This window comes from Bradyrhizobium sp. WYCCWR 12699 (assembly GCF_032144035.1).
In the GTDB taxonomy this organism is placed as follows: domain Bacteria; phylum Pseudomonadota; class Alphaproteobacteria; order Rhizobiales; family Xanthobacteraceae; genus Bradyrhizobium.
In genome coordinates, this window is record NZ_JAVTJN010000003.1 from 107,568 (window position 1) to 133,793 (window position 26,226).

The window sequence follows — 26,226 nt, forward strand, 5'->3', positions numbered from 1 at the left end:
GCTAGGAATGCAGGGTGGTAGGTCGATCGAGAAGCGCCGACAGCTCCATCAGCTCGCGCTCGATCTGCATGGAGGCCTCGCTGACGATCTGAGCGCGACCGGGATCTCCATGGGCCAGGAATATTTCGCGCGCCTCTCTGTAATAGACGAGGGCCATTGAGAGATTGATGCCCCTGCCGGTTTCCGAGTTCGAGGCATGACCGGGCAGATTCCACAGGCAGTTTGCCTTGTTCGAGATGGTGTTCGCGTACTCGATCGGCATCGTCTCGCGGGTGCGGACCTTAAGTGCCTCGTCATAGGCCTCAAGCGCGCGAAGATTATTCTCGAGCACGTGGCTCGAGGCGACATATTGGAGGGCATTGCCGAGGTTGTTCTGCAACATCGCGTATTCGACAGGATCATCGACGAGAGTCACGACTTTGAGCGCTTCCTCGAAGGCTTGAACAGCAAGAGCCTCTCGCATTTTGCCGCGCTGATCGGTCATCGGCATGGAGAGAAAGGCCGTCGCCAAATTGTTCTGAAGAATGGCGTACTCTTTGGGGTGGCTCGTTCGAGTGAAGGTACGAAGGGCGCGTTGATAGGCTGCTATCGCCTCAGAGATCTTTGCGCGGCCAACGGCAGCGAGGCTTTGGATGCACAGCCCGAGATTCATCTCGGCTTCCGCGGTTTCTTCAAGCGTTGCGAGTTGAGTGAGCTCTGGCATGATGGCTTCGAAGATGGACCGAGCGAGCTCGATTGACTTTGTGCCCTGCTCGGGCATCGCCTGCAGCGCCGTTGCTTTGCGCGCCAGAATACGAGATCGCAGCAAAGCCAGCTCACCGGGACAGACGGTCAGGGCTTTGTCGTAGAGTTCTATTGCGGAGTTGATCTCATCCGGCGACTTGGGCCTCGTTTGCAGCCCTATTCCGATCTCCATGAGCATCTCGGCTCGCTCGGCCGGCGTAGCCGTCTCGGCCTCCGCTGCTTGCAAGGCTGCGCGTACCTGTTCGCTCAGAAGGCCTGCCGCCAAGGTGTCCTCCCGGACCGAGCGCTTGATTTGCCGCGCGTCATTGATGCGGATCAATCTTGCAGCCAAATTTTCAGTCTGTCTACTCAATAAGCGAAATGTAAAGAAAGTTTACAAATCGAACGCATGCGCGATGATGAGAGCTTGGTCAGCGGAGGACCATTCGGCTGCGAACTCGCGGACGTCTATCGGGACATTGTGCTCGCTGAAGAAGTCGGGTGCATGCACCACGCGATCACCAGCGATGTTGCGCATCTTCAACAGATATCCACCGCCCGCCTGGTGACGGACTGGCAGGATGCAAAGATCGTTGTCTCGTCGGAGCAGGATGACGCATTGAAGGCCATCGAAGAAGCGTCTGCAGAGCGCGGCAGAAAAGTAGAGCGAGCCGTCTTTGATGGTGACCGCAAGATTTGGCATCAGCCCACCGGCACGGCCTCCTGGGGCGTTCGCAGCAACTCTTCGATCCTAGCGGCGACCTTCATGACCGCCTGCGATACACGACAAGATAGCGACAGACCAAGATCGAGTTGCTCTGCCTCGATCAGAAATACGATGACATCGTCGGGAAACGCATCGCGAAATATCGCCTTTCCGGCGAAAAGTGCGTGCTCCCAGCGAAAGTCGTGCAGATTAAGTCCACCTCCATAAGGTTTGGTCAATTCGTGTCCTGGGACCTCGAAGATTGCGCCCGGCTCGGAGCCGGATCTGCAGGCATCGACGATAATCAGCGTTCGGCAGCCCCGCGCAGCGAACATCGCCGCCATCCCGTCGGTGCCAGCGTCGAGCAGACGAATGTCAGCATTCTGTCCGAACCCCCGATCTTTGAGCTGCCCGAGAACAGCAAGACCGGCGCCGTCGTCGGAACGATTTGGATTTCCACAAGCAACCACGGCAATCACGGCGTGCCCTTTCCATGAGGCGCATCAGATGCGCCAGAGCTTACAGGACCAATCGGGTTCGACCGGCACATTCAGTTCCGGCAGCTCGCAGAAGCGCTGGTGCACCTTGTAGTACATGCAAGTTTCGCAAAGCTGCGTAATGCCGGCGTGCTCAATCGGATATGAGGTAAACCCCGCGAGCTTGAGCTTAGCCTCCAGATCATCGCCTGCAAGGCGAAGGTCGCAGACAAGCCGCTGAACTTGCTCATGGCTGTCTGCGCGCGGATACACGTCCGTGGCAAGACCAGAGGTCAGGAGACCGATGATGCGGGAACGTAAGCTTTCATCGCTGGCGGAGGCCATGACGAGCGCCTCGGGTGAGAAGCTAGATGCGCCATAGCCGGCACCACCAGTCCGGCTCGACAGGCACAGACAGCTCTGGCAGATCGCACCATTTGCGGTGCACGAGATAGTACATGCATTCCAGGCAGCGTTGCCTGTCAGGTCCGTAAGGATGGTCGAGGAACCCCGAGATCACGAGTTTGGCCTTGAGGTCCTTCGTATCGAGCTGACGCAGCTGCAGCAAAATTTCCGCAAATTCCTTGTCCGTCTCGGGAAAGGGCTCGACTTGCGTTTCGAGCCCATCCGCAAGCATATCGGCGATGGCTTTCAGGGTAGCCCCGTTTTCGGACGCCATTGTGCGACGCGCCTTTTGACGTAGTGATCCACCGTGGTTCGCTCGGCCTGCGAGAATGACCAAACGAAGCCTGTTGATGCAATCCAGTGACTCGAGCGAGTTTGCGGTCAGGCTGTTCTAAAGCGCGCCAGTTCCTCTCCTGTCTTTGCGTCGTGCGCGTGGACCGTGCAAACCAAGCACGAATCATAGGAGCGGCAGACATGGCCGACTTCAACGGGATCGCTCGGATCCTTGATAGGCGAGCCGATCAAGGCCTGCTCCATCGGTCCTCGGGTGCCGTCCGCCGCCCGCGGTCCAACATTCCAGGTAGTCGGCGCAATGATCTGGTAGTTCTTGATCTTGCCGTCCTTGACGTCGATCCAATGGCACAGCGCTCCTCGGATTGCCTCTGTGGCGCCCCAGCCGCGCCCGTCGCGCTCGTTGGGCTTGATATACCACGGGTCGTTCAGCCGAAACTCACGAAGCGCGTGTTCAGCTTGCCGGTATAACTTGACACCTTCGTGCATGCGGGCGAAGTGCCTGAGCATGACGCTGGCGCCCCCCAGCTTCTTGTACATATCAAGGACCAGCGGATCGTAATGTTGCCAGCTCTCGCCGTGCTTGCCGCCTGCGATCAGCTGCCGCGATAGCGGCCCAGCTTCGAGCCGGCCGCTTTCATCGTGACACACGGCGGTGGCCCAGGAATACTTTCCACCCATGTCGACGGCGTTCTTCTGGGTCGGTACAGTCTTGCGGTCAAACGGATGCAGCCCACCCGGCTCATCGTACCAAGCATGGGCTGTGTCTTCGCGCGTAAAGTTCTGGTCCATGAGCTTGAACGTATCGCTACGGCCATCGTAGACGCCGCTCTTCATGATGACCGCGGCGTTGCGGCCTTCGATCGTCGGTTTCTGATACTTGTCCTCGTGGGGAAGGTATCCCCAGGACACGAAGCGGCCGTGACCTTGACCATACTTGTCCATGCCGCAATCGATGCTCATCCGCCAGAACATGCCCAGATCAGAATTGGCGTGGTGCGGCGTTTCATCAAGCCAGGCCATGAAATCGTCATAGCTTTTGATTTGTTCGTACCGCTCGAGCGAGCAGCCTAGCCATATCTTTTCCATCCATTCGCGGCGGAAATACTCGAGGATCGACCAGGCGCGCGTCACGTCGGTGAGCGTCGGGGCACACATCACCCCGCCCGGTACCATGTAGCTCGAGTGGGGCCATTGCCCGCCCAGCAGAGCATAGATTTCGACGGGCTTGCCAGAAATCGTCACGCCGATTTCGTAATTTGCGCCGGTGAAGGGAGCGTAGCGCCTCACCGCCTCTTTATAATATTTCGAGCTCGAATAATTCTTGTGAGTGTAGTCGATCATGAAGAGCCCGTAGTGATGGCGCGGAAGGCTCTGCAGACTCTCGACGAGCTGGCCGAGATTTCGGGCCAGGATGGCGTTGCGTGGCACCTCGGTCTGCCAGGCCGTATCGAGCGCCCATGCGGCGCAGGTCAGATGCGAGGCGCCGCAAATGCCGCAGGCGCGCGGTGTGACAACGAGGCCGGCTTGGGGATCCTTGTCACGCAGAATGATTTCGAAACCGCGAAACAGCTCCGCTTGGGTCCAGGCGTCGACCACGACCCCATCCTGGATGTTGACACGCACGTCGAGATCGCCTTCGACCCGGCCGACCGGCGAAATGTCCAGAGTTTGCACTGCGCTTGGCATGTGAATCGGTTCCTGATGACTGATGGTTGAGCGACAGGTCTGTGAGCAGGACACTCGTCAGACGACGAAGATGTCTTCCTCGGCCCATGCTGGTGAGGCGGCTTTCGCGGCCGCGGTCAGCTTGACGTAACCGGCTTTGTCAACGCCGGACGGCAGATCCTTGGGCACGCCCATCAGAGTCTGGGTCTTGAATACCGTCCCGGGGGCCAGCTCAAAGAACGGAAATTCCGGCTCGGTACAGCCCATGCACGGCATGCCTGCTCGGGTCTTCGACGATTGCCGATTCCAGAGAATGCGGTTGCAGGGTGAATGCGTCATCGGTCCACGGCAGCCGAGATCGTAGAACAGGCACCCCTTTCGCTGGCCATATTCCGTGGCTGAGACCTTATAGGCAAAATGCATGTTCCGCGTACAGCCGGTCTGGGTGAAGCTCGTGAAAAACGTCTTTGGGCGTTGAAACTCGTCGAGCGAGAGTTCAGCACCTCTGCCGGTCGCCACCGCGACGACAATTTGCGTGATCCAATCCGGATGGGCTGGGCATCCCGGTATGTTGATGACGGGCAAGCCTGCCTTTGATCGGTAGCTTGTGCCGAGATAGCCACCTTGCTGACGTTTGAGAAATTGTAGTCCTTGGCTTTCTGACGGATTGGGAGCAGTCGCGGGAATACCGCCATATGTTGCACAGTCGCCAATCGCGACAGTATAGCCGGCGACCTTGGCAAGATCGGTGACCCAATCTTTCATCGGGCGGCCCGCAAAGCGATTCCATTCGCCAGTGCCATTCGGCGCGTTGACCACCGTGCCCTCGAACACGAAAATATCGAGCGGCATCTGTCCTGATGTCAGCGCGTTGAGAAGCTTCTTCAGATTCTCGCCGAGCTCAAGGCCGAGCGATGGGTGCCATAGGACGTTGATGCCGAAATCTGTGACGAGATCACAGGCGCTTGGCTCCTCGGCATTGAGAAACGACATCGTGTTGCCGGAGCACGCTCCCCCCTGGAGCCAAAGAAGATTAGTCATCTATTTCCTCCACCAAATCAGACGCGCTGGCATGGCATCTTTGTCGGAAGGAGGTAGCAAGGACCATGCCGAGCGGCTCGTACCTTGCAATTTTCAAAAAGCTCAAGGATTCTAAGCGTCAGCTGACTTCGCAGGGCGATCTACGGTGTGTGACGCCGCGCATACTAAGTTTGCTATGCATACCAGCTTGTCAATGTAAGCAATGATCGTTGCAGCGCATCAAATATTGCAAGGGTTGGCATTAGTCCTTGTTACGGGGTGACGGTGCCCAAAGCTCCTTCCCTGAGGCAGGCTGAAGTATCGCTCGTTCGGTGCTGATTTTTTGAAGACGAGCAGCGGTACTCAGCCGTGACGATTGCCACATGCAGGACAATCGACCTCGAGCAGATAACCGTACCAGATGCCCTCGCAGCGGCTGCACCAATGTCCAGTCAATTGGCGCTCCGGCAGACCGAGCCTTCTGGAAAGCAGGCTCAGCCCGAGATCCTTTGCTGGCGTCCTGCGAGCAGGCGAAACTCGCGACTGGGGGAAGCGCACCAGGTTGGGTGAGGGATCCCTCTTAAACTGATCTTCGTTGCGTACCATCGGCTGTCTCACTCTGCCTCATCGAGGCTATAGCGCTTGATCTTGTTGGAAAGTCCAACGCGCGAGAGTCCAAGTTCGTTCGCAGCCTTGCTTTGATTCCACCGATGCCGCGACAGCACTTCGGCGACAACTTGCTTTTCGAGGCATTCGACCTTTTCTTTCAAGGTGGTGCCCCGCAGCTCGTACCCGCCGGCTGACTTGAAGCGGGAGCGCGGCGGGGCCGCCAATATAGCGGGCGACATGTGCGTGGTGGTGACGTACTCCCCCTCCTCCGTCAGTGACACCATGCGGCGGATTTCGTTCTCAAGTTCTCGAACGTTTCCCGGAAAGTCGTAAGCGGAGAGCTTTTCGAGAACGGCTGCAGAAATTCCAAGGATCTTGCGCCCCATCGCCTCGCTGTGCTTGGCGGCAAAGAACTCCGCTAGCACCGGGATATCCTCTCGGCGATCACTCAGCGAGGGAACTTCCAGCTCGAATCCCCGCAGGCGGAAATAGAGATCCTGTCGGAATTTGCCCGCGGCGACCAACGCGCGGAGAGGACGGTTGGAGGCAGCGATAATGCGGACATTGCTGGTGACGATCTTGTCGGAGCCGAGCGGCTTGACCTCTCCCTCCTGCAGGAAACGAAGCAGGCTCACCTGAAAAGATGAAGACACCTCGGATATTTCATCGAGGAATACCGTTCCCCGGTCCGCGGCGCGAAAAAGGCCCAGCCGGTCTGAGACAGCGCCCGTAAAAGCGCCGCGCTTGTGCCCAAAGAGCTCGGATTGTAAGAGCTCATCGGACATCCCCCCGCAGTTTTGGACCAGCAACGGGCTGTCGCGGCGGCCAGAGTTGTAATGAATGGCGCGAGCGAGAAGCTCTTTGCCCGTCCCCGTTGCCCCCTGAATCAAGATAGGCAGCTCCGTTTTGGCTGCTTTTCGCGCGAGCTCGCTGAGGTTGTGTAGTTTTTCACTGACGTAGACGAGCTTTTCGAAACGGCGGCTCTCCGGCTGCATCGGCAGAATGGGCCTTGCGTGAATGCCTGTGGCATTCGCTGGAAATTTGAACTCTCGTGTAAGAAGGCGATGTCGACGGGCAAGTTCACGGGCCTCAAGGCCACGCTCCACCATAAGTCCAATCTGGTTGGCGTCCAGCGGCTTACGGATGAGCTGATAGATGCCGGCGGGCGCCATTTCCCGTTGGCCGATCTCGGTCTTGGCCTCGAGCGCCAGGATGCGGATCACGTCAGGATGAGATACTCGTAGATCAACGAGGAACTTCAGACCTTTGCCTTCGCCATACTCGACGAGAGCAATGTCTACTTGGGCGTCGGCCAGGGATGCCCTCGCATTTTCGACCGAATCGGCGGAAAGAACGCGGTAGTCGTATTGGTCTGACAAGGTGTCTGCGATGGCAGCCCATTCAGGGCCGCTCCGCGCGATGATCAGCACTGTTTGCAGGTCGCGCATGCAACATTCTTTCCAAAATGCAAAGCAGGTTAGCAATATCTGCAAGATAAATCAACTTCGCGAGGCTTGCGCTGTCCATAGTGGTTCGGCAGGTCCGTGAACCCGCAATTAACCCCGCCGCAATTCCCCAAAGGCCGGCAACCTTTTCGCAGCTTCCCCCACTTACTATCGCGGCCTCGCTGTTTGGGGGCAGTGCAAATGGCATTTCCGGTCAACTTTATCGCGGCGGCGCTTGCAAGCTGCATGAACGATGTCCGCTGTTGGTTGACTGCAGCAAAGCCTAGCCCGCTAGAATCATGTCGCTCTGGCGAAGCCGGCCCGCTCGAGCAGCTTAGATTGGACAATGACCGTTTGAGGCGCGAGCTCAAACGCCTGAGCGATTTCCTTGATACCTCTTCGGAGGTCGTCTGGGAAACCGATGACCAGCTGACGATTACAAGCGGCAAGGAAGACCTCGGGCTGCCGGCCGGCCAAATTGGAATCAAGTTGGCGGAGGCCTTGGGGATCAATCCGCTCGCGAGCAAATCCTGGATCGAATATCTGCAGGCTCTTTCCAATCGAAAGCCATTTCGGGGGTTCGAAATCTGCTTGGACGGACGTGCGGGGGACGAGCTTTGGCTGGAGATCAACGGCAATCCGACATTTGCGAGGGGTAAATTCCAGGGTTATCGAGGCACCTGCCGGAATGTGACCGAGCGCAAGCTGCACGAGGCGCAAATTGCATTTCTGGCGGCCCACGATCCCCTCACAAGACTGGCCAACCGGCGCAGCTTTCACGAGCTTGTGGAGCGCGCGGTTGGAACACGAGGGCGGCACAAGCGCATTGCGATTTTGTGTCTGGACCTTGATGGCTTCAAAAGCGTCAATGATACGCTTGGACATGGCGTTGGCGATGCCCTGCTGCTTGAGGTGGCGCAGCGATTGAAATCTTGCGCCAAGACGACAGACCTCGTCGCTCGGCTTGGCGGGGACGAGTTCGCGATTCTGCGGGTTGATGCCGCCGATCCTGAGGACGCCAGCAGCCTCGCTGAGAGAATCCTCGCATCCATTGGCGAACCCTACTTCCTCGATGAACACCGGGTGATGATTGGCACGAGCATTGGCATAAATATCACGGCATGCTCCGAAAACGGAACAGACGAAGTGATTAAGAATGCCGATGTGGCGCTCTATCAGGCAAAGTCCGATGGACGCGGCACCTATCGAATATTCCAGAACGAAATGAACGTCCGTTTGCAAGAGCGCCTGCAGCTCGAGGTAGACCTTCGCCAGGCTTTGCAACGATCTGAGTTCGAACTGTTTTATCAGCCCATCGTGAATATCGAATCCAAGCAGATTGTCACGTTCGAAGCGCTCTTACGCTGGCATCATCCGCAAAAAGGGACGATACCCCCTACGACCTTTATTCCCCTCGCCGAAGAGACAGGGCTCATCGTTCCGATTGGTGATTGGGTGCTTCAGCAGGCCTGCCGCGATGCCGCATCATGGCCGCAAGACGTAAGAGTTGCGGTCAATCTGTCGTCTGTTCAATTCAGGCGCGGAGCCTTGGAACTGTCCGTGACCCGCGCCCTGGCTGCTGCGGGCTTGCATGGGTCTCGTCTCGAACTGGAGATTACCGAGAGCATTCTGCTGCACGACGAAGAGATCACGCGCGACATTCTCAATAGGTTGCGGGTGCTAGGAGTTCACATCGCCATAGATGACTTCGGCACAGGCTACTCCGCATTGAGCTATCTGCGGAGCTTCCCATTGGACAAGATCAAGATCGACCGATCCTTTGTGCAGGATCTCAGCCGCGAGACGAGCGCGGCGGCGATTGTCAGGGCAATTTCCGAGTTGGGGCAAGCCTTGGACATGACCATTGTCGCTGAGGGGGTTGAGACAGCTGAGCAGCTTAGGATTCTTGGTGACCAACGCTGCACGCAAGCCCAAGGCTACTTCATCGCTTACCCCCAGCCTGCGGCGCAGCTGATCCGCGTCATTGAGGAGCTGAAAGCTGTTGCCTAATCTGGAGCTGCCCAAGGTTCGAGAACCCCTCGGCTATTTTAAAGCGGAAGCCACCCGCTGAGGTCTTGATGCACCTTAACACTTCGAGCCGTTCGCGCCAACACCGCGGCGGGCCGCTACTGATGTAGCCATTGGGGGCAAAGCTAGTCTACATGCTGGCAGGAGAGACTCAACGAGGAGATCAGGAGAACAAAACAGCCCTCAGGCAACAAAACGCCTTGCCTACTCCGATCATGGCTTTGAAGCTTTTCACGCTATTCTAGAAAGCCCGAATGCCTGAAAGGACCTCCCTACACTCTTGTGGCGGCCAAGTCAGGGAGGGGGCAGACAACCGGTCTTTTGGCGGAGCTCCCTCTCGTCTTTTTTGACCTGACACTGCGCCTTTGTATTGCTCAGGCCGCATGCATCGCGAGCCCAATTCGGGACAAGTGCGTGATCGTCTCGCTCATTGTCGTTTGGCACCAACGCTGAAATTCTGCCGATTGTCTGTCCTTGACTTGGCGCCTCCTGAAAACGGTAGTCTTGCGACGTTTCAAGGCCTGAGAGGCTACGCTGTTGAACAGGGCAGCAAACCAACTGCGGCTTGCCCGCCTCGCGGCCGACCCTAGTTGGTAGCATGGGAATTGCTCTGTCGATGATGGTGGTCTCAAGATCGGACAGTGCCACCATTGGTCGCTCAGGCAGCAGTCACGCGGACTGGCATACTTTTGAGCCCCCGAAGGGTGTTATTTAGCATGCGCTCGGGTTCGGCAATGAGTTCAATTGATTTTACCCGCTTCGCAAGTTCCGTTAGAACCAACTCACCCTCCAAGCGTGCGATCATCTGGCCCACACAAGCATGAATGCCGGAGCCGAAGCCCACATGTCCTGTTACAGGTCGCTCCACATCGAAGCGCTCGGGCTCTTGCCAACGAGCCGGATCACGGTTGGCGGATGCCATGAAGACCAGCACTTTGGTCCTCGCTGGTATGATATCGCCCGCCATTTCCACTTCACGCGAGGTGGTGCGGAAGAAGGTCTGCACAGGTGAATCATAGCGTAGCCCTTCCTCAAACGCATTGCGGGCGAGTGCCGGGCGCTCGTGTAGTTTGGCGAATTGCATTGGATGGCTTGCGAGTGCAAGCAAGGTATTCCCCAGTCCATTGATCGTCGTGTCGACACCCGCAGTTAGGAATGGCCGGACCAAATGCGTGGCCTCGTGTTCAGTAATCTCACCTGCATCAGCAGCTTCGTAGATCATCGTTCCAATGCCATCGGGTCTGAGCGCGCTGCGTGCGCAACGGTCCATGATCCATTTCTGCGCGGTCAGCCCTGGATCACGAGATCTGGCGAGAATGTGATTATCCGGTCCGAAGCTGTTGAAGACGAACGTGCTCCAGGCAAGCAGGTTCTCGCGTCCCTCCTCTGAGACGCCAATGGCGTCGGGGAACACCTTTAGGGGATAAGCTATGGCCAGATCTGTCATCGCGTCGAAGGTCCCCCGCTCGACGAGCTCGCCGATTTTCCTCTCGGCCTCCTTCTGAAAGGTGTCGCGCAGGTTCTTCGCTACGCCCGGTGACATGGTCCGGGCGAGGATTCGGCGTCCCTTCTCGTGATCGGGCGGGTCGATCTGTAGCGTCATCGGCCGGGGCAGCGCTGGGTTCATACCCTTTAGGCCGACGCCCTCTCCGCTGATGAAGGTCTGCCAATCCTTGAGCGTGGAATCAACCTGCTCATACCGCGCCATGGCCCAGATGTCGTACGGCTCGATCCTGAACACCGGTCCCAGTTCGCGAAAGGTCTGGTACGCCGGATACGGATCCCTCAGCACCTCATCAGCGAACGGATCGATCCGAGTAGAAGCAAACTGGCTCATGGCGGCCCCTCGACTTATTGTTTGCTGAGAGGACAATTGCCCTCGTTCTCGGGTCTGAAGGCATCTTCGCCCTTGATGATCCCGACAACCTTCAGGAGGTCCCACTTGGATTTCGACTGGTCGGGCGATTTGACCTGGAGGAGATAGAGCGGATGGATCTTACGTCCGTCCTTGCGGATGAAACCTTTGCCGAACAAGGAATCGTCGGTCGGAAGCTCCTTCATGGCGGCAACGACCGCCCTACCGTCTTTCGCGCCACCGACCTTGTCGACGGCCTTCAGGTAGTGAATGACGCCAGCGTAGACGCCGGCTTGCATGTCGTTGGGATAGGCCTTGGATGGGATGCGCTCCGAGAAGCGCTTGGCGAAGGACCGGGTGGCCTCGTTGAGGTCCCAGTAGAACGGATTCATGATTTGGGCGCCTTGGGCGAATTGCAGCCCGAGAGACGGAATGCCGTTCATGCCCAGAATCAGACCGACCAGTTTGTGATCTTTGGTCAGGCCGAACTCGGCGGCCTGCTTCATCGAAGTGATCGTATCGTCGCCGGCGTTGGCGATACCGATGATGTCGGCGCCGGAAGCCTGCGCCTGCAGCAGGAACGAGGCGAAGTCGGCCGTCCCGAGGGGATGACGGACGGCTCCGAGGACCTGTCCCCCGGATGCCTTGACCGATTCGGACGCCTGCTTCTCCAGATCGTGGCCGAAGGCATAATCGGCCGTGATGAAGAACCACTTTTTGCCGCCCTGCTCGACGATGGTCTTGCCGAGCCCGCGGCCATAAGCATAGGTGTCGTAAGTCCAGTGCACCGTATTCGGCGTACACTTTTCTCCAGTCAACAATGCCGTACCGGCGCCAGAGCCGACGAACACCTTGTTCTTTTCGGCGCTCATCCCCGCGACTGCCAGCGCAATCGCCGAGTTGGGGACGTCGAAGATTGCATCGACGCCCTCATTCTCATACCAGCGACGCGCGATGTTGACGCCGGTGTCCGACTTGTTCTGGTGATCCGCACTGACGACTTCGACCTGCCTGCCGCCAGCCTTTCCGCCATAATCCTCGACAGCCAATTGAGCCGCGATGACGGACCCAATGCCCTGATAGCTTGCAAATGCTCCGGACTGGTCATTGAGAACGCCGAGCTTCACCGTTTCCTGCGCATCGGCCGATCCGCAAATCAGCGCAAGCAAGGAGACGCACGTCGCCAATAGGCTTGTCACCCTCATGGATACTCCTCCCGGCTACCGTTGCGGTCTCAGCCGCATAATACTTATATTTTATAAGTATATTGGGCGATGTCAATTCGGCATGCGTCATGATAGATGCGAACGTGGATGACCCAGGGGAGCTAATGACAATAGCAACAACGGCGGCAGAGAAGCAGCTCGATTTGGCCGCACTTCGCAACGTCCCGGGCTTCGTGATCCGATTGATCCAGTTGAAGTTCTTCGACGGCTTCTATGAGACCTTCGCCGAGCTCGGACTGACGCCTGCGACCTACGCAATCCTCATGCTGGTGCGGGACAACCCGGGGGTCGTTCCGAGTAGCATCGCAGCACTGTTGCGGCTTCAACTCCCGAATTTGACAAAAATTCTGCACCAGCTCGAGGACGCGGGTCTGGTGAAGCGAAGCCGGTCCAAAATCGACCGGCGTGCGATTGAGATCACATTGACGTCGAAAGGCGAGAAATTGATGAGGGACGCCGTCCGGCTCACGGCGCCCTATAACCGCCGAATGCTTGCTCCCCTTAATGAAACGGAGCGATCCACTTTGATCGGCCTGCTAAATCGGATCTGCCCCTTTTAGACTCTTAATCAAATCTTGACCGTATCGTTTACAAGGAGAAGACATTGGCCATTCGCAATCAGGCGGCTGATGCGCGCGCATCCTCGCGCCAAGTTCACCAGGATGCCACGACTGGCCTTAGCGCGAGCTGATGCGCATGCGCCTCGACATCGAAGTTAGTCTGCTGCTGGAACGAAGCCGCGTGCCAGGCGGTCGAGAGCGAGGTGCACCTCACCGCTTTTTCGCTCGCTGCGCTTCATCGAAATTCAAACAGACTGCCTATTGAATTTCGGGTGGACCGCGGCGCCGGTCTGGACTAATCGTCGGCATCACAATCAGTCTGCTCGTCAACCCCGATATGAATGTACTTGCGATCGTTGCTCCGACCTTTGGGCTCATTGCTGTGGGCTACGCCGCAGCTGTTAGCGGACTGGTTTCAGAAGGTGCGCAGAAGGGCATTTCCGAGTTCGCATTCTCGATTGCAATACCAGCGCTTCTCTTCCGGACCATCGTCATCTCGCAATTTCCTGCTATGAATCCTTTGCTGGCATGGGGCGCCTACTATGGCGCTGTCGCCCTCACCTGGATCGCCGCTCTAGCTCTGTCGGCACGCCTGCTTCGCGTGACGCCCGCGGCCGGCGTTGTCGCAGCCACGAGCGCTGTGTACGGCAACATAGCGATGCTCGGTATTCCGCTCGCGCTCACGGCGTTCGGTCCGAAGGCGGCGGGGCCAATGGCGCTGATCCTTGCCATTAACACACCGTTGTTATGGCTCAGCGGAACACTTCAGATCGCCTGGATCGAGCGGAAAGATGGCGCCTCGATTTGGGCACTTGTGCTTCGCCTCCTGTTAGATCTTTTGCGCAATCCGATCATAATCGCGATTGCAGCTGGCTTCTTTTGGCGAATGACCGGGGCAGGACTGAATTCGCTGGTAGATCGGACTTGCGAGCAACTCGCTCAAGCCGGGTCTCCGGCAGCTCTGATCGCGCTGGGGGTCGGCCTTATGCGATTCGAACTCCGCGGAGAAGCACTGAGCCTCGCGGTCATGTGCTTTCTGAAGCTCATCATCATGCCCCTTGTTGCCTGGACGCTGGCCTTTCCCGTTCTACATCTGCCGCCCTTGGTTGGCGACGTCATCGTTCTATTTGCGGCCATGCCGGCAGGGGCCAATGCGTACCTGTTCGCCACGCAGTACAAATTGCTGGCGAACTCAACGTCTGCTGCGGTTGCTTTAGGCACGCTTTTGTCGGCAGTGACGCTTCCTTTGCTCATTACGATCTTGCTGATGAATCCACTCGAATAGCAACCCCGCGTTCAGCCGCCGAAGGCCTCATTGCGCACAGCCTCGGTGAGCGCTTTAGCGATCGCCGGGACCTCTAAACGTCAGCCAGGAACGCTGCAATTTGCGTCCACATGGCGATCGGATTGGAATACATCGGGAAATGGCCGCACGCCGGAATCTCGGTAAGGCGTACGCCATTTGTGCGAAGCAGGCCGAGATAGGATAACGTCGCATTCTGTTCGCCGTACATGAACATCTTCGGGCAGCGAAGGCCGATAAACTTTTGCATCAACTTTCCACTGTCCGACAGATCGACCATCGAGCGGAATATTCCAGGTACCGCAGCCGCCCTCACTTTGTGATGAAGACTGGAAGCGTAGAGCGCGCTGGCATAGGCTGGCATATGCCGGGTTCGGTCGATAAAATCGGCGAAGAACCGCTCCACGTTCTGCTCCGGAAATTGCAAGATCTGCCTGCTGAGGAAGCAGTCCTCGGGCGCAATGTTTCCCTCGATATTGACGAAGCTGAGTACGTGTTGGGGATACTTGTGCGCGAGCAGAAGTGCCGTCAGACCACCCATGGAGTGGCCAACGAGATGAAATCGGTCGAGCTTAAAATGCTCGATTACGCGCTGCGCAGTCTTTAACAAGAACGGAATTGAAATGTCTGATAGATCCGCGCAATACGTCTCTCCGCAACCCGGTGCGTCATAGGCGAGAAACGGATGCGCCGCGAGAGCTTCGTGGCGCACGATGTCAGCGTAGTCTTCTTTGGTAGATCCGAAGCCGTGCAGGAAGACGATTGGCGCCGCTTTTCCGGCGCGATGAATCGCTGACAGGTTCAATTCGACGCCATCAACTTGTGACGGCAACCGAACCAAGGCCAGTTCACGGTTTTCCGGCACGGCTTTCCCTTTGAAGCGTTAACGGGCAAAGCTGGCTCTCGCTTTGCAGCAAGAGCCAGGCCACTGGCTAAGTCTGTCCGAACCCGGATCCCGGCTTCTTATATTCGGGCCGGGGTGGGCTGAAGATGTCGAGCACACGGGCGCCCTCGGGACCAGCTCGCATGGTGTGAGGGACGTTGCCGGGCGTACGCCAGAAGTCGCCCTTGCGCACAGGGATCTCCTCCCCTCCCTGAATCCTAATGGCAGTGCCGTCCAGCAGCACGCCCCATTGTTCCTCAGGATGATGATGGAGCACGCCTTCGGCGTGCGGTGCGAAGCTCACCACCGAGAGCATCGCGTGTTCGCCCGAAAAGATGCGCGTGGTGAGTCCGGGCGCCAGCTCGCGAAGCAAGCCGTCATCCGGTGTATCAAGATTGTGAAATTCCTTTTTCTGGTCAGTCATGTCGTCCTCTGGTTCTGGTTACTACCGTCCGTAAGAGCCCTCGTAACGCCCCTCGCGAATAGCCTTCATGGTCTCCTCTTCGCGCGCGATCTGGGCACGAACAGCCTCAATCAGGGAATCTGCCATCGCGGCCGGAAAGGATACAACGCCATCCTCATCGCCAACGACGATGTCGCCAGGGGCGATCGGTGACCCACCGATCGACACTGGCACGTTGATGCAGCCTGGGCCACTTTTATAGGGGCCGCGGTGGGTCACTGCGCGGGCAAAGCAGGGGAAATCCGAACCGCTGAAGGCCGCGACGTCTCGGATGGCGCCGTCGATTACATAGCCGGCAGCTCCCCTCTCTTCTGCGATATTCTTCATGATCTCACCCACCAGTGCCCGCGTCTCGTCGCCGCCTCCGTCCACGACGATGACATCCCCGGGGCCGACCAGTTCAAGCGCCTTGTGAATTGCGAGGTTGTCTCCAGGACGCGTCCGCACGGTGAAAGCCGTTCCGACCAACCGTCCGGAACGATGGAATGGCCTCAAGCCAACAGCACCCGCCAATCGGTCGAGATTGTCCGAGATGACCGAAGTGGGGGCATCTTTGAAGGCTTCAATGAGAGCGGAAGGCGGCTTTGGCACGCTGGCAAGCGCGGTTTTGACGTTCATGGTTCACATCCGGTCAATCCGGCGATCTGGCGCCGCATCGCAAATGTGCGGCGCCAAATCGCACAAGGTGGCTAATCGATCTCGCGGCCGGCTTTTTCCGTTGCTGCCAACAAAGCAATGAGCGTGATGACGAGGGCTCCGGTCACGTAGGCTGGAATCGCATACGTGTCGGGATACTCTCTCAACAAGGTGGCGAAGATCAGCGGGGCAAAACCGCCACCGAGGACACCTGCGAAGGTGTAGGCGAGCGAGGACCCCGTGTATCGCACACGTGTTGGAAACTGCTCAGTGACGAAAGCACCTTGCGGACCAAACATCGCGGCTTGAAACACCATGCCGACTGAAACTGCGGCAATGATGATGGCTGGTGATTTTGTATCGAACAAGCCGAACAGGAGGAAGCTGCCGATGATAGATGCCAGAGCACCGAGCCCATAGACAGTGCGTCGACCAATCCGGTCAGAGAGCGCCGCAAGCAGGGGAACGGATATGGCATGCACGCCGGCGCCGATCAGAACAGCGGTCAGGGCCAATGTGCGGCTCAAACCCAGCTTCTGAGTGACATACGTCAAGGTGAATACGGCAAGCAGTCCATACACCACGTCCGAACCGATTCGAACGCTACCGGCCACTAACAGGTTGCGCCAATGGTCCCTCAGGACCTCGGCAACCGGCGCCTTGGTCGTCGCATGGCCGGCCTGCAGCTGATGGAAGTGGGGTGTTTCCTCAACGCTCCAGCGGATCCAGAATCCGAAGAACACCAGCACGGTGCTGGCCAGAAACGGAAGGCGCCAGCCCCAGGACAGGAAATCGGCCTCATTCAGCAGCGTCGTCGTGACGGCGATGGCCCCTGCGGCGAGAAGAGTACCGGCAGAGGGGCCGACTTGCGTCCACGACGCATTGAGCCCGCGATTTTGTGGCTTGCCATGCTCCACGGAAAGAAGGATGGCGCCAGCCCACTCGCCACCGAGCGCGATGCCCTGAATGGTCCTGAGACTAACGAGCAGCAGGGGCGCGGCGATTCCGATGCTCCCGTACGTAGGCAGCAAGCCCATCGCCAGGGTAGAAATGCCCATCAAAGCGAGCGTATAGACGAGGACGGCACGACGCCCGACCTTATCTCCGAGGCGACCGAAGATAATTCCGCCGATGGGACGCGAGATGTAACCTACGGCATAAGTCGAAAACGCAAGAATTGTACCGACAATCGGATCAAATGACGGGAAAAAGAGCTTATTGAAGATCAGAGCTGCCATGGAATTGTAGATTACGAACTCGTACCATTCCAGCGAGGTACCCACCATGCTGGCGAGTGCAAGCCGCGTCATCTTTCCTGCCGTGCTTGGGCCGACAGTGTCGAGCTGCGGCGTCAATGTCGTCTCTGCGCTTGTCGTCATCCCTATCTCCTGCGCGTTATCATTTGATCTGCCCGTCGTTGGCGCCCCGGCAAGCGTCACGACGTTTGATTGGTGATTGTGCTCTATGGGCTAGTGGATTGCCTCTGATAGACAGCGTGGTGCCTATTGCGGGTATGCGGCCTCACTTCGCTTGCCCATCTGCCCGCCTCGACTGCCTTTGCCCATTCGGCGCTCTTCAAGACGTCCGGATGGTCAATCTCATAAATGGCCGTATAGATCGGCTTGGGCGCCGGCATATCCTTGATGCCGTTGGCAATGGCGAACGCGAAGGGAACTCCTTTGACGCGCGTAACGCTGTGAACCCCTGGCACTTTCAGGAGATGCGGGACATGTTCCCCATCGTACACCTCGTTGAAGAGATCTTCGTGCGCAGGATCGACGTCCATTGAAGCAATCAGGACAAAGCGGGATTGGATCGGCATCAAGCGCTCCGTTGCTACTTGTGAGGAGGAGTGTATTCAAAGCCGTAGTCACGTTTCGCCGCCTCCGGCGTTACGTAACCGTCCAGCACGTCGTTGAGGATCGCCTCCCGGTCCCGACGTTTAACGTCACCGAATCCGCCGCCGCCGGGTAGCGAGAGCGTTAAAACCGTATCTGGCGGCAACATGCGGCTCAGCTTGGGGCGGACCTCCTCGCCATTCGAACTGGCGATCGAACCGGTCGCGCCGGATTTGCCATCGTACAAACCTGGTGCTGGATAGTGACATCGATCGTACATGCCTGAGAAGAGATAGGGCTTCTCGGTCAGAACCTCGACTTCCATTGTCTGGCCCAAGCCACCACGATGTTCGCCGGCTCCGCCGGAGTCAGGTCGAAGCGCTCTTTGCCGTACGACCAGAGGCGTCAAAGCTTCGATGATTTCCACGGGCACACCGGCGACACCGCTTGGATAGGAGGTGGCCGAGAGGCCATCGAGTCCCTTGAGGGCGCCAGTTCCGCCGGTAGAGAACCAAGTGTACGAGAAGAACTGATTGTCGCGCTTATCGAAGCCGCTGATATGCGTATTCCAGAGACTGTCGGCGCCGGGTGCCATCACCTTATCCGGCAGGATACCTGACAACGCGCCCATGATGGCTGAAGGGAGGAAGTGACCGACCGTATGACGGCCAGCGACGGCAGCAGGATGCTGAGCGTTGAGGATTGACCCGACGGCGGCGATCGTGCGTATCGGCGTGAACGAACCGGCGTTATTGGGCACGTCTGGCGCAATTGCGCACTTCACGCCATAGGTGGTGTAAGCAACGGTATAATTGAAACCGACGTTGATACCGAGATCAACCGTTGAGGAAGACCCTTCATAGTCGACGATGACCTCATCGTCCTTGATAGTGACCTTGGCCTGAATCTCGATCGGCTTGTCGAACCCGTCAATGGTGATCTTGAACGGATGCGATCCGTTGGGCAGAGCCGTAATGGCGGCTCTCATCGCCCTTTCGGTGCGCGCGACGATGGCGTCTGCCACCCCTTCGATATCCGCAAGATCGAACTCTTCGAGGAAAGACTTGAGCTGCTTTGCTCCGACTTCGTTCGCGGTGATCTGTGCATGAATATCGCCAATCACTTCATCGGGGGTCCGCACGTTGGCCGCGATCAGCCGATAAACGGCTTCGACGGGTTCTCCTTTCGAATGCAACTTCATGATCGGGATGAAGAGACCCTCCTCATAGACGGAGCGGGCATCACACGACAGCCCCCTGCCGCCGATATCGAGCGCGTGACAGCAGTTTGCAAAAAGCGCAACGACTCGCCCATTGTGGAATACGGGCGTTGCAATCGTGATGTCGTGAAGCTGAGAGACCGTAATCCAAGGATCATTCGTGATGATGACGTCCCCGGGCTGGAGCGTATCCAGCGGAAACGTCTTCAAGATGTGTTCCATTCCTGTCGCCATGGAATTGATGTGCCCCGGCGAGCCCGTGACCGATTGGGCCACCATCCGGCCGCGGCGATCGAACACGCACGCAGAAAGGTCTTCGGCGTCCCGGACGATGGACGTAAAGGACGAACGCATCAGGGCCGCGGCCTGCTCGTTCACGGCGGCAATGAGCCGCCCCCACATGATATCGAGCGTAATGGGGTCCAGTTCCTTGGCGCTCATCGGGCCACCTCGAGATCGACAATGAGATTACGGTTCTGATCGACGCTAATTTCGCCGGGTCCGTTGATAACAACGGTCGATTCACGTTCTTCGATGATGGCTGGCCCCTGCAGGCGATCACCGGCTCCAAGGCGATAACGGTCGTAGACCGGCACGTCGATGAGTCCTGCGTCAGGGACGTAGATCTTTCTGGAGCCCTTGAGTGGACCGTCGGACTTCGACGTATTGACCGGTAGCTTGAAGTCAGGCTTGGGCCCCGATGCGACCACTCGCCATGACATCACGTCGATTGGCGTGTTGGGTACGGTATGTCCGTAGAGTTCGGTGTAGACCCGCTCGAACGAAGCGGTGATTTCCGCGATGCTGTCTGGCCCAAGTTTACCGGAGGGAATCGGCACACGGATGTCAAAGCCTTGCTTGCGGTAGCGCATATCGGCCCAGCGACGGAACGAGACCTCTCGATCACCCATTGAATGAGCAAGACGGCTTCGCCCCTCCTCCTCCATTTCTTTGAGAGACCGATTGACTGCGCCCCAATCCAGTTGTTCCAGCCGTGCCGGGCTTGATCGCACAAAGTCAAATGCCAGTGGCGCGGTGAGGAAGCCGACGGCCGACATGACGCCCGCACCGAACGGATAGATGATCTTCGGCAACTTCAGGACGCGCGCGACGCCGTAGGCGTGAACCGGCCCCGCGCCACCAAACGCAAACATCGGAAACTGGGAAATGGTGCGCCCCCGCTCGATGGCGTGGATGCGTGCAGCAGAAGCCATTGCTTCGTTTGCCAGTTGATGGATTCCCCAGGCTGCGGCTATCGTGTCGAGATCAAGCGAGGCCCCGACTTGTTCGTTAATGGCACGTTCTGCGGCGGTCTTGTCGAGCTTCATATCTCCGCCGAGGAAGAAGCCTGCATTGAGGTAACCGAGCAGCAGATCGGCATCAGTGACCGTTGGTCGTTCCCCGCCCGCCCCGTAGCAGGCAGGTCCTGGCACGGATCCGGCGCTATGCGGCCCGACCTTGAGGCGGCCGAGTGCATCGATCTGCGCGATCGAACCGCCGCCCGTGCCGATCTCGATCATTTCGATGACGGGCACCTTGACTGGGAGACCGCTGCCTTTCTTGAACTGATATTGCCGATCGACCTCGAATTCCGGGGCCAGCAGAGGCTCGCCATCGACGATGAGGCAGGCCTTGGCGGTGGTGCCGCCCATGTCAAAAGAGAGCACGTCTGAAAGTCCGAGTGACTTGGCATAATGTGCCGCAGCCAACGCGCCGGCCGCAGGTCCCGACTCAACAAGACGGATCGGCGCTTCGATGGCTTGGCTGGCGGTGAGCAGACCGCCATTCGATTGCATCACATAAAGACCGGCTGCATCGCTGAGCTCGTCGCGCGTACGCGCTTCGAGCCGCGTCAGATATTTCTCGGCGATGCTCTTGACATAGACATTGCAGAGCGCCGTCGTCGAACGCTCGAATTCCCTGATTTCCGGGGAGATGTCGCTGGAGAGAGTTATCGCAACGCCGGGGAGCTTTTCCCGTAGGATGCGGCCAACGATGCGCTCGTGATCCGGACAAACGTAGGCGTTGATGAGACTGACGGCAACCGCTTCGATGCCTATTCTGCGCATCTCCTCGGCGATGCGCGCGACGTCGTCTTCGTTGGGGGCCTGGCGGATTGTTCCATCCGACAGAATTCGCTCGGCAATCTCAAACCGGTGACGCCGCCGGGCAATCGGGGCGGGACGACGCAGCCGAAGGTCGTACATGTCGTAGCGGTGCTCGCGCGCAATTTCGACGGCATCGCGGAATCCGCGGGTCGTGACGAGAGCGGTCAGCGCCCCCTTTCTCTCGATCAGCGCGTTGGTGAAAAGCGTCGTCCCATGCACAACATGCGAAACTTGGCCTGCATCACCGTTGATGACCTGCTTAATTCCATTGATTACGCCATTGTCAGGCTGATCTGGAGTTGTCAGGACCTTACCGAGCCGAAATAAACCGGTCTCATCGTCGACCAGGACGATATCTGTGAAAGTTCCCCCAATATCGGCGCCTAAACGCATCCGCTCCTCCAAATTCAGGATTTGGTAGGATTAGCGACTATGGGGTGACAGCCGAATTACCGTTTGGGCAATCCAGCTTTAAGGGAGCATTAGTCCTCCGCCCGCGGCTGCCTGCTGCGGCGGCGGCGTGCCCGACGCCCCCTTCTTGATCATCGTGTGAGAAGAGTTCCTCCCGTTCCGTGCCCATCTAAGCAGCCTCTTCTCCAGAGTCTTGATGCGTACGGTGACAAGCCTGGGAGGGCCAATCTGTCACGCGACAAAGTCAGCAAGGCCGTATTTCGCGAGAGATCCGGAGACGATGGCGAAGCCTGGATCTCTGCGACTGATTCACGGACGCGAGCGTCTGTGCCGGGAGAAGCGTACGCGGCCTGCCTTTCGTTTCCAGCAAATCGGAAGGAGCGGCGGGAGCTCGTCTCGTTTGTGGAGTTCGGGAAAGACCGATTGCTGGAGAAGGGGTTCGCAACGCGCAGCGTAGTCGCGCTCGAGCGCTTCCGTCAGCCGTTGTCCAGTGGATCAGACCGACCGGTCGGTGCCTGCGCAGGGCTGGGACCAGCAACAACATTAGTGCTTCGCACCTCCTTGACAACGCGCGTGACGATCTCGGAGGTCAACTCACGCTTCATCTCGCATCAGCTCCGCTATCCTTGCCGTAGTCATCGACGCCGAGTTGCCTTGCCCGGCACGGTCGTGTTGGTTGTCCTTGCAGATGCGCGAAAAATGATCCGCGCAGATTTCCTCGAATTTGTCCCAGCTCGGCGGCGGACGAAGCTGTTCGTTGTTGGCTCCAGACATGTTTCTGGATTCCGACCCGCCTGGTTAGTCGTGACTGGCGGCACCCTCGGTGCTGGTCCCAAATGGCTGCCCCTGACGAGTCAAAGAGCTTCCCAAATAGATTATCATAGGAACTTTCACAACTAATAGCTGCATATTTTGGTTACATATCCCGTTGATATATTTACGGCACTAGAAAATGGAATAAGTGCTCTTGAGAGCAAATTATCGCACATAAAGCGCTCTTAAAAGCAAAATATGGCAAACTGCAGGAAATTGCTGTATGCTCTTAAGAGCATAATAATCTGCTTAATGGCCTTCAAGAGCATGGTAGCAACCAACAAACTTCAAAAGGCGCCCCCTTACCCGGTGTCACGGACGCTCACGCAATTGGGAGCGGATCTGCGTACTGCACGCATCCGCCGCAACATGACCATGCAGGACGCAGCCAGCAGAATTGGAACGGGCGTGCGCGCTGTTATGGACGCCGAAAAGGGCAAAGCATCGACGGGTATCGTGGTGTATGCCGGGCTGCTGTGGCTCTACGATATGCTCCAGCCCCTCGAAGAACTCGCTGACCCCTCAAAGGACAGGGAAGGGATTGCTCTGCAAGCGACGCGGGAACGCAAGCGGGCGCGCAAGTCCGGAGGGCTCGACAATGACTTCTAAAGCAACACCGAATGCTTCGTCTACATCACGCTGCCGTGTCAGACCGAACCGATAACCGCCGGCCCGATTCTAGCTCGCTAAGGATCGCCGTGGCAATGCATTGGCTCGCTTCGTCTACGGCAAGTTGTACCTCTCAAACGGAGATGCGGTCGCGATTGATCCTATCGAGCTTGAATTATCGGATGAGACTTACGAAACAGGCCGACTGAATGGCGGTCTTTGGCGCGTTACGCGATGCAAGCTCGGACTATTGGGGTCGCCGCGTCATCGAGAAGCATGCCGGGGTTCCCCAGCTTGGCGAACTCGACTATCTGCTGAATTCAGCCGACGACGGCGTAGGGGCGCTTGGTTTGGACTTGGTCAACAACCTCCGGCACCACGTCGCAAATTCAACAAGACGCTCGAACTTGCAAAGCTTCAGGAAATCGCCGAAGCCTTGATGCTCTAGGAAGATGTAAAACCGAGGAAGGCGCCCAGGTTCGAGACTGGATGCTGCTCGGCACCTCCATGGGCGGAGCCCGTCCGAAAGCTGTCGTCGAAGATGACCACGGATTCTGGATCGCAAAGTTCAATCGTCCGGACGACCGCTGGAACAACACTCGCGTCGAACGCGCGATGCTCGAGTTGGCCAAGGTTTGCAGCGAAGGACGTTCTTCTCGTCAAGCGCTTTGATCGCACGTAGACGGGCAAGGGATATTTGCGTTCGCGGATGATCAGCGGGCTAACCGGTTTGCGAGCTGATGAAGCCGTCGAGATGCGCGATCGCTGGTCCTATGTGTTGATGGCGGAAGAGATGCGCCGGGTCACGGAGGAGCCGGGAAAGGATGCGAAAGAACTTTTTCGACGCATGACGTTCAATGCACTGATTTCCAACGTCGACGATCAGCCGGCCGCGTGCATCACTACGGACGCGACCGACTTCGTTCAAGGAGTGCAATGAGCTCGGCCATTATGGCTTGCCTTTCTTGGCTTTCGCCACAATGGCATCCAGATCGACGGCGGACTTCGGGGCGGCGTGGCCCGAGGAGAGATTGCTGTCTGCATCGAGCTTGATGCCGAGAGCATCAAGGACGCGAAGGATGAGCCCGAGTTCTGCGCGCTGGTGGCCATGCTCGACTTCGATGATCCATTGGCGACTGACACCAACCTGTTTAGCTAGCGTCGACTGATCGAGCTTGAGGCGCTTGCGCCGGTCGCGGATGACGGCGCCAAGATCGGCTGCGGTACGTGTGAGCATGGAACATCCAAATGTCAGCGATCGCTTACATTACCGTGTCGCCGTTCGCTGACAATCGGAAATGTCAGCGTTTGACAACATTTTAGAATGTCGCCGATCGACGACATCTGCGCCGGGATGTCCAATCATTTGAGACGCCGACAGCGGCTTAGTTTGGCATTGACCAAGCAAGCGGCGACCCCGCTCGACCGCAGCTGGGTTTTTTCCGCTTTTGGTTTTCCGACCGTTGCCAGGGACCTCGCCCGTTGAGAATCGACTTGGGGAGTTAAGTTGGGTTATGTGAACGTTTCGGTTGATCCATTGGTCACTTATGTCCTCTTCGGCCCTTTTTTGGATAGTTTCTTCGGAACCATTCGAACCGTGTTGACATTGTGTACACGAATGCAATATAACGCTTCATAAGAAGTGAGGAGTAACCGCAATGGAAGCAGCACTACAGCGCCCTGCGGCGCGAGTAAGGTCGCGCCGCGTCCGGAGCGAAACCAATATCCACATTCGCGCTACCGCACAGGTAAAGCACTTGATCGATACCGCTGCAGTGGCGGTGGGCAAGACGCTTAGCGAATTCATGCTGGATAGTGCGCGGCAACATGCCATCGATGTGCTTTTGGACCAAAGGTTATTTGTCCTTGATCCAGAGAAGCACGATGCCTTCTTGAATGCACTTGATAACCCGCCTCCGGCCGGGACCAAGTTGAAGGCACTGATGAAGCGTAAGCCGCTTTGGCAGAAGTAATCGAACATCCGAGGAAGCGTGCGGGCATAACCTCCCCCACGCTTCTCAAGCCGACGCATGACTTTAGCCGCTTTGATTGCGGTAATGAAGCCCTGACCGATTGGTTGAAGAATCGCGCCCTCGACAGCGAGGGCAAGACTGCTCGCACCTATGTTGTTTGCGAGGGCAATTCGGTCGTAGGCTACTACTGCATCGCCTCTGGAAGTGTTGAGAGGGCTGCAATTCCCAAGCCGCCCATAAAAAGGCACGGACTCCCAAATCCCGTACCTGTAGCCATTATAGGCCGCTTGGCGCGAGATCTTACCTACAAGGGCAAGGGGCTCGGCCAAGACCTGCTTCAACATGCCCTCCACCAAATCGTTCACGCATCTGAAACGATCGGTATTCGCGCCATCCTGGTACACGCGATCGATGAGAAGGCTGCCGCTTTTTGGAAAGAAGCGGAATTCATAGAAAGTCCGATTGGGTCCCGAACATTTTTCCTCCCTATCGAAACTGCCATCGACGCACTCTAATGGCGTCACAATCCAACTGCCCCAGTACCGAATGGCCGAGCCGCTCCTGGACCACCTTAGGCGCCGCAATTCAAGCCCGCCATCAACCTTGCGGTTTATATATCAGCTCGCAAAGAAGTGCCGAAAGAGAGTGAAGCCCGGATATTTTGCGGCGTCCATGGCCTTCTCGTTGGAGCCTTACCTAACTTGGTGATACCGGCGGCGATTTGCACCGGTCACAGGGCCCCGTTTGACCATGTAATCGCGGGTGACGATCTCGACGTCCTTCACCGGACTGGAAACACCGATCCGAGATCGGGCTTGGGACATTGCAGCCTCCATTCACGCAACGCATTGAATGCGATCGGCGGCAATGGGACGAACGCTCCTCCGAGCCTGATTTCGGGCGGCCGAGCTGATTGTATTCGTCGGCGCGCTCATGAACATGAAACTTACGCTTGGTG

Annotated in this window: 28 protein-coding genes; 9 read left to right on the top strand and 19 right to left on the bottom strand. The window is 57.7% G+C overall.

Annotated features, from left to right (window positions below; translation table 11 throughout):
• Position 1 precedes the first annotated feature (1 nt).
• From RPS27_RS02590 to RPS27_RS02625, 8 genes are all read right to left on the bottom strand, one after another.
• A complete protein-coding gene (locus tag RPS27_RS02590; protein ID WP_232995559.1) occupies positions 2 to 1,063 on the bottom strand; it encodes a hypothetical protein in 1,062 nt (353 codons plus the stop codon).
• A gap of 54 nt (positions 1,064 to 1,117) precedes the next feature.
• Positions 1,118 to 1,426, bottom strand: coding sequence for a hypothetical protein (locus RPS27_RS02595; protein WP_128930108.1), 309 nt, complete (start codon positions 1,424 to 1,426; stop codon positions 1,118 to 1,120).
• On the bottom strand, positions 1,426 to 1,908 hold the full coding sequence (locus tag RPS27_RS02600) for a hydrogenase maturation protease (protein WP_128930107.1): 483 nt from the start codon (positions 1,906 to 1,908) through the stop codon (positions 1,426 to 1,428). The genes RPS27_RS02595 and RPS27_RS02600 overlap by 1 nt, the downstream gene beginning before the upstream one ends.
• Before the next feature lie 24 nt (positions 1,909 to 1,932).
• Entirely contained in the window at positions 1,933 to 2,250 is a 318-nt protein-coding gene (locus RPS27_RS02605; protein ID WP_128930106.1) for a hypothetical protein, read from the bottom strand.
• Positions 2,251 to 2,272: 22 nt separating this feature from the next.
• On the bottom strand, positions 2,273 to 2,584 hold the full coding sequence (locus tag RPS27_RS02610) for a hypothetical protein (RefSeq protein WP_128930105.1): 312 nt from the start codon (positions 2,582 to 2,584) through the stop codon (positions 2,273 to 2,275).
• Positions 2,585 to 2,691: 107 nt separating this feature from the next.
• Positions 2,692 to 4,290: a nickel-dependent hydrogenase large subunit gene (locus tag RPS27_RS02615; protein ID WP_128930104.1), complete on the bottom strand. Its 1,599-nt coding sequence runs from the start codon at positions 4,288 to 4,290 to the stop codon at positions 2,692 to 2,694.
• A 57-nt stretch (positions 4,291 to 4,347) separates the two neighbouring features.
• Positions 4,348 to 5,310: a hydrogenase gene (locus RPS27_RS02620; protein ID WP_128930103.1), complete on the bottom strand. Its 963-nt coding sequence runs from the start codon at positions 5,308 to 5,310 to the stop codon at positions 4,348 to 4,350.
• A gap of 593 nt (positions 5,311 to 5,903) precedes the next feature.
• On the bottom strand, positions 5,904 to 7,346 hold the full coding sequence (locus RPS27_RS02625) for a sigma-54 dependent transcriptional regulator (protein WP_128930101.1): 1,443 nt from the start codon (positions 7,344 to 7,346) through the stop codon (positions 5,904 to 5,906).
• Positions 7,347 to 7,544: 198 nt separating this feature from the next.
• On the opposite strand from RPS27_RS02625, the gene RPS27_RS02630 reads away from it, so the two are divergent.
• Entirely contained in the window at positions 7,545 to 9,353 is a 1,809-nt protein-coding gene (locus tag RPS27_RS02630) for a putative bifunctional diguanylate cyclase/phosphodiesterase (protein ID WP_128930100.1), read from the top strand.
• A 676-nt stretch (positions 9,354 to 10,029) separates the two neighbouring features.
• Here RPS27_RS02630 and RPS27_RS02635 read toward each other — a convergent pair.
• Both RPS27_RS02635 and RPS27_RS02640 read right to left on the bottom strand, forming a co-directional pair.
• On the bottom strand, positions 10,030 to 11,208 hold the full coding sequence (locus tag RPS27_RS02635; RefSeq protein ID WP_128930099.1) for a cytochrome P450: 1,179 nt from the start codon (positions 11,206 to 11,208) through the stop codon (positions 10,030 to 10,032).
• 14 nt (positions 11,209 to 11,222) lie between these two features.
• On the bottom strand, positions 11,223 to 12,431 hold the full coding sequence (locus tag RPS27_RS02640) for an ABC transporter substrate-binding protein (RefSeq protein ID WP_128930098.1): 1,209 nt from the start codon (positions 12,429 to 12,431) through the stop codon (positions 11,223 to 11,225).
• 125 nt (positions 12,432 to 12,556) lie between these two features.
• Between RPS27_RS02640 and RPS27_RS02645 the strand changes: the two genes are divergently transcribed.
• Together RPS27_RS02645 and RPS27_RS02650 are read left to right on the top strand one after the other, a co-directional pair.
• Positions 12,557 to 13,012 carry a MarR family winged helix-turn-helix transcriptional regulator gene (locus RPS27_RS02645; RefSeq protein ID WP_128930097.1) on the top strand — a complete coding sequence of 152 codons (456 nt, stop codon included), beginning with the start codon at positions 12,557 to 12,559 and terminating at the stop codon, positions 13,010 to 13,012.
• 337 nt (positions 13,013 to 13,349) lie between these two features.
• A complete protein-coding gene (locus RPS27_RS02650) occupies positions 13,350 to 14,297 on the top strand; it encodes an AEC family transporter (protein WP_128930096.1) in 948 nt (315 codons plus the stop codon).
• A gap of 73 nt (positions 14,298 to 14,370) precedes the next feature.
• On the opposite strand, the gene RPS27_RS02655 is transcribed toward RPS27_RS02650, so the two are convergent.
• The 8 genes from RPS27_RS02655 to RPS27_RS02690 all read right to left on the bottom strand — a co-directional run bounded on the left by RPS27_RS02655 (position 14,371) and on the right by RPS27_RS02690 (position 22,647).
• Complete coding sequence (locus tag RPS27_RS02655) at positions 14,371 to 15,180, bottom strand: alpha/beta fold hydrolase (RefSeq protein ID WP_128930095.1); 810 nt, start codon at positions 15,178 to 15,180, stop codon at positions 14,371 to 14,373.
• A gap of 67 nt (positions 15,181 to 15,247) precedes the next feature.
• On the bottom strand, positions 15,248 to 15,622 hold the full coding sequence (locus RPS27_RS02660; protein WP_128930094.1) for a cupin domain-containing protein: 375 nt from the start codon (positions 15,620 to 15,622) through the stop codon (positions 15,248 to 15,250).
• Positions 15,623 to 15,643: 21 nt separating this feature from the next.
• Positions 15,644 to 16,279 carry an RraA family protein gene (locus RPS27_RS02665; RefSeq protein ID WP_128930093.1) on the bottom strand — a complete coding sequence of 212 codons (636 nt, stop codon included), beginning with the start codon at positions 16,277 to 16,279 and terminating at the stop codon, positions 15,644 to 15,646.
• A gap of 71 nt (positions 16,280 to 16,350) precedes the next feature.
• On the bottom strand, positions 16,351 to 17,676 hold the full coding sequence (locus tag RPS27_RS02670; RefSeq protein ID WP_128930092.1) for an MFS transporter: 1,326 nt from the start codon (positions 17,674 to 17,676) through the stop codon (positions 16,351 to 16,353).
• Positions 17,677 to 17,759: 83 nt separating this feature from the next.
• Positions 17,760 to 18,119: a DUF4286 family protein gene (locus tag RPS27_RS02675; RefSeq protein ID WP_128930091.1), complete on the bottom strand. Its 360-nt coding sequence runs from the start codon at positions 18,117 to 18,119 to the stop codon at positions 17,760 to 17,762.
• Between the two features lie 14 nt (positions 18,120 to 18,133).
• On the bottom strand, positions 18,134 to 19,795 hold the full coding sequence (locus RPS27_RS02680) for a hydantoinase B/oxoprolinase family protein (RefSeq protein ID WP_128955152.1): 1,662 nt from the start codon (positions 19,793 to 19,795) through the stop codon (positions 18,134 to 18,136).
• Positions 19,792 to 21,855, bottom strand: coding sequence for a hydantoinase/oxoprolinase family protein (locus RPS27_RS02685; protein ID WP_128930089.1), 2,064 nt, complete (start codon positions 21,853 to 21,855; stop codon positions 19,792 to 19,794). Before RPS27_RS02685 ends, RPS27_RS02680 begins: the two co-directional genes overlap by 4 nt.
• 612 nt (positions 21,856 to 22,467) lie before the next feature.
• Complete coding sequence (locus tag RPS27_RS02690) at positions 22,468 to 22,647, bottom strand: hypothetical protein (protein ID WP_128930088.1); 180 nt, start codon at positions 22,645 to 22,647, stop codon at positions 22,468 to 22,470.
• A 291-nt stretch (positions 22,648 to 22,938) separates the two neighbouring features.
• Here RPS27_RS02690 and RPS27_RS02695 point away from each other — a divergent pair, with 291 nt between their 5' ends.
• The 4 genes from RPS27_RS02695 to RPS27_RS02710 all read left to right on the top strand — a co-directional run bounded on the left by RPS27_RS02695 (position 22,939) and on the right by RPS27_RS02710 (position 24,235).
• Positions 22,939 to 23,295 carry an XRE family transcriptional regulator gene (locus RPS27_RS02695; RefSeq protein ID WP_232995558.1) on the top strand — a complete coding sequence of 119 codons (357 nt, stop codon included), beginning with the start codon at positions 22,939 to 22,941 and terminating at the stop codon, positions 23,293 to 23,295.
• Positions 23,296 to 23,504: 209 nt separating this feature from the next.
• Positions 23,505 to 23,735, top strand: coding sequence for a hypothetical protein (locus tag RPS27_RS02700; RefSeq protein WP_188637395.1), 231 nt, complete (start codon positions 23,505 to 23,507; stop codon positions 23,733 to 23,735).
• 49 nt (positions 23,736 to 23,784) lie between these two features.
• Positions 23,785 to 23,967, top strand: a complete 183-nt coding sequence (locus RPS27_RS02705; RefSeq protein WP_188637394.1) for a hypothetical protein — start codon at positions 23,785 to 23,787, stop codon at positions 23,965 to 23,967.
• 37 nt (positions 23,968 to 24,004) lie between these two features.
• The gene (locus RPS27_RS02710) at positions 24,005 to 24,235 is read left to right on the top strand and encodes a hypothetical protein (RefSeq protein WP_188637393.1); all 231 of its coding nucleotides are present in this window, start codon (positions 24,005 to 24,007) and stop codon (positions 24,233 to 24,235) included.
• Positions 24,236 to 24,244: 9 nt separating this feature from the next.
• Here RPS27_RS02710 and RPS27_RS02715 read toward each other — a convergent pair whose 3' ends face one another.
• Positions 24,245 to 24,532 (bottom strand): type II toxin-antitoxin system Y4mF family antitoxin, encoded by a 288-nt coding sequence (locus RPS27_RS02715; RefSeq protein WP_128930087.1) that lies wholly within the window; start codon positions 24,530 to 24,532, stop codon positions 24,245 to 24,247.
• Positions 24,533 to 24,953: 421 nt separating this feature from the next.
• On the opposite strand from RPS27_RS02715, the gene RPS27_RS02720 reads away from it, so the two are divergent.
• Together RPS27_RS02720 and RPS27_RS02725 are read left to right on the top strand one after the other, a co-directional pair.
• A complete protein-coding gene (locus RPS27_RS02720; protein WP_128930086.1) occupies positions 24,954 to 25,268 on the top strand; it encodes a DUF1778 domain-containing protein in 315 nt (104 codons plus the stop codon).
• Positions 25,256 to 25,783, top strand: a complete 528-nt coding sequence (locus tag RPS27_RS02725; protein ID WP_128930085.1) for a GNAT family N-acetyltransferase — start codon at positions 25,256 to 25,258, stop codon at positions 25,781 to 25,783. Before RPS27_RS02720 ends, RPS27_RS02725 begins: the two co-directional genes overlap by 13 nt.
• Positions 25,784 to 26,226 lie beyond the last annotated feature (443 nt).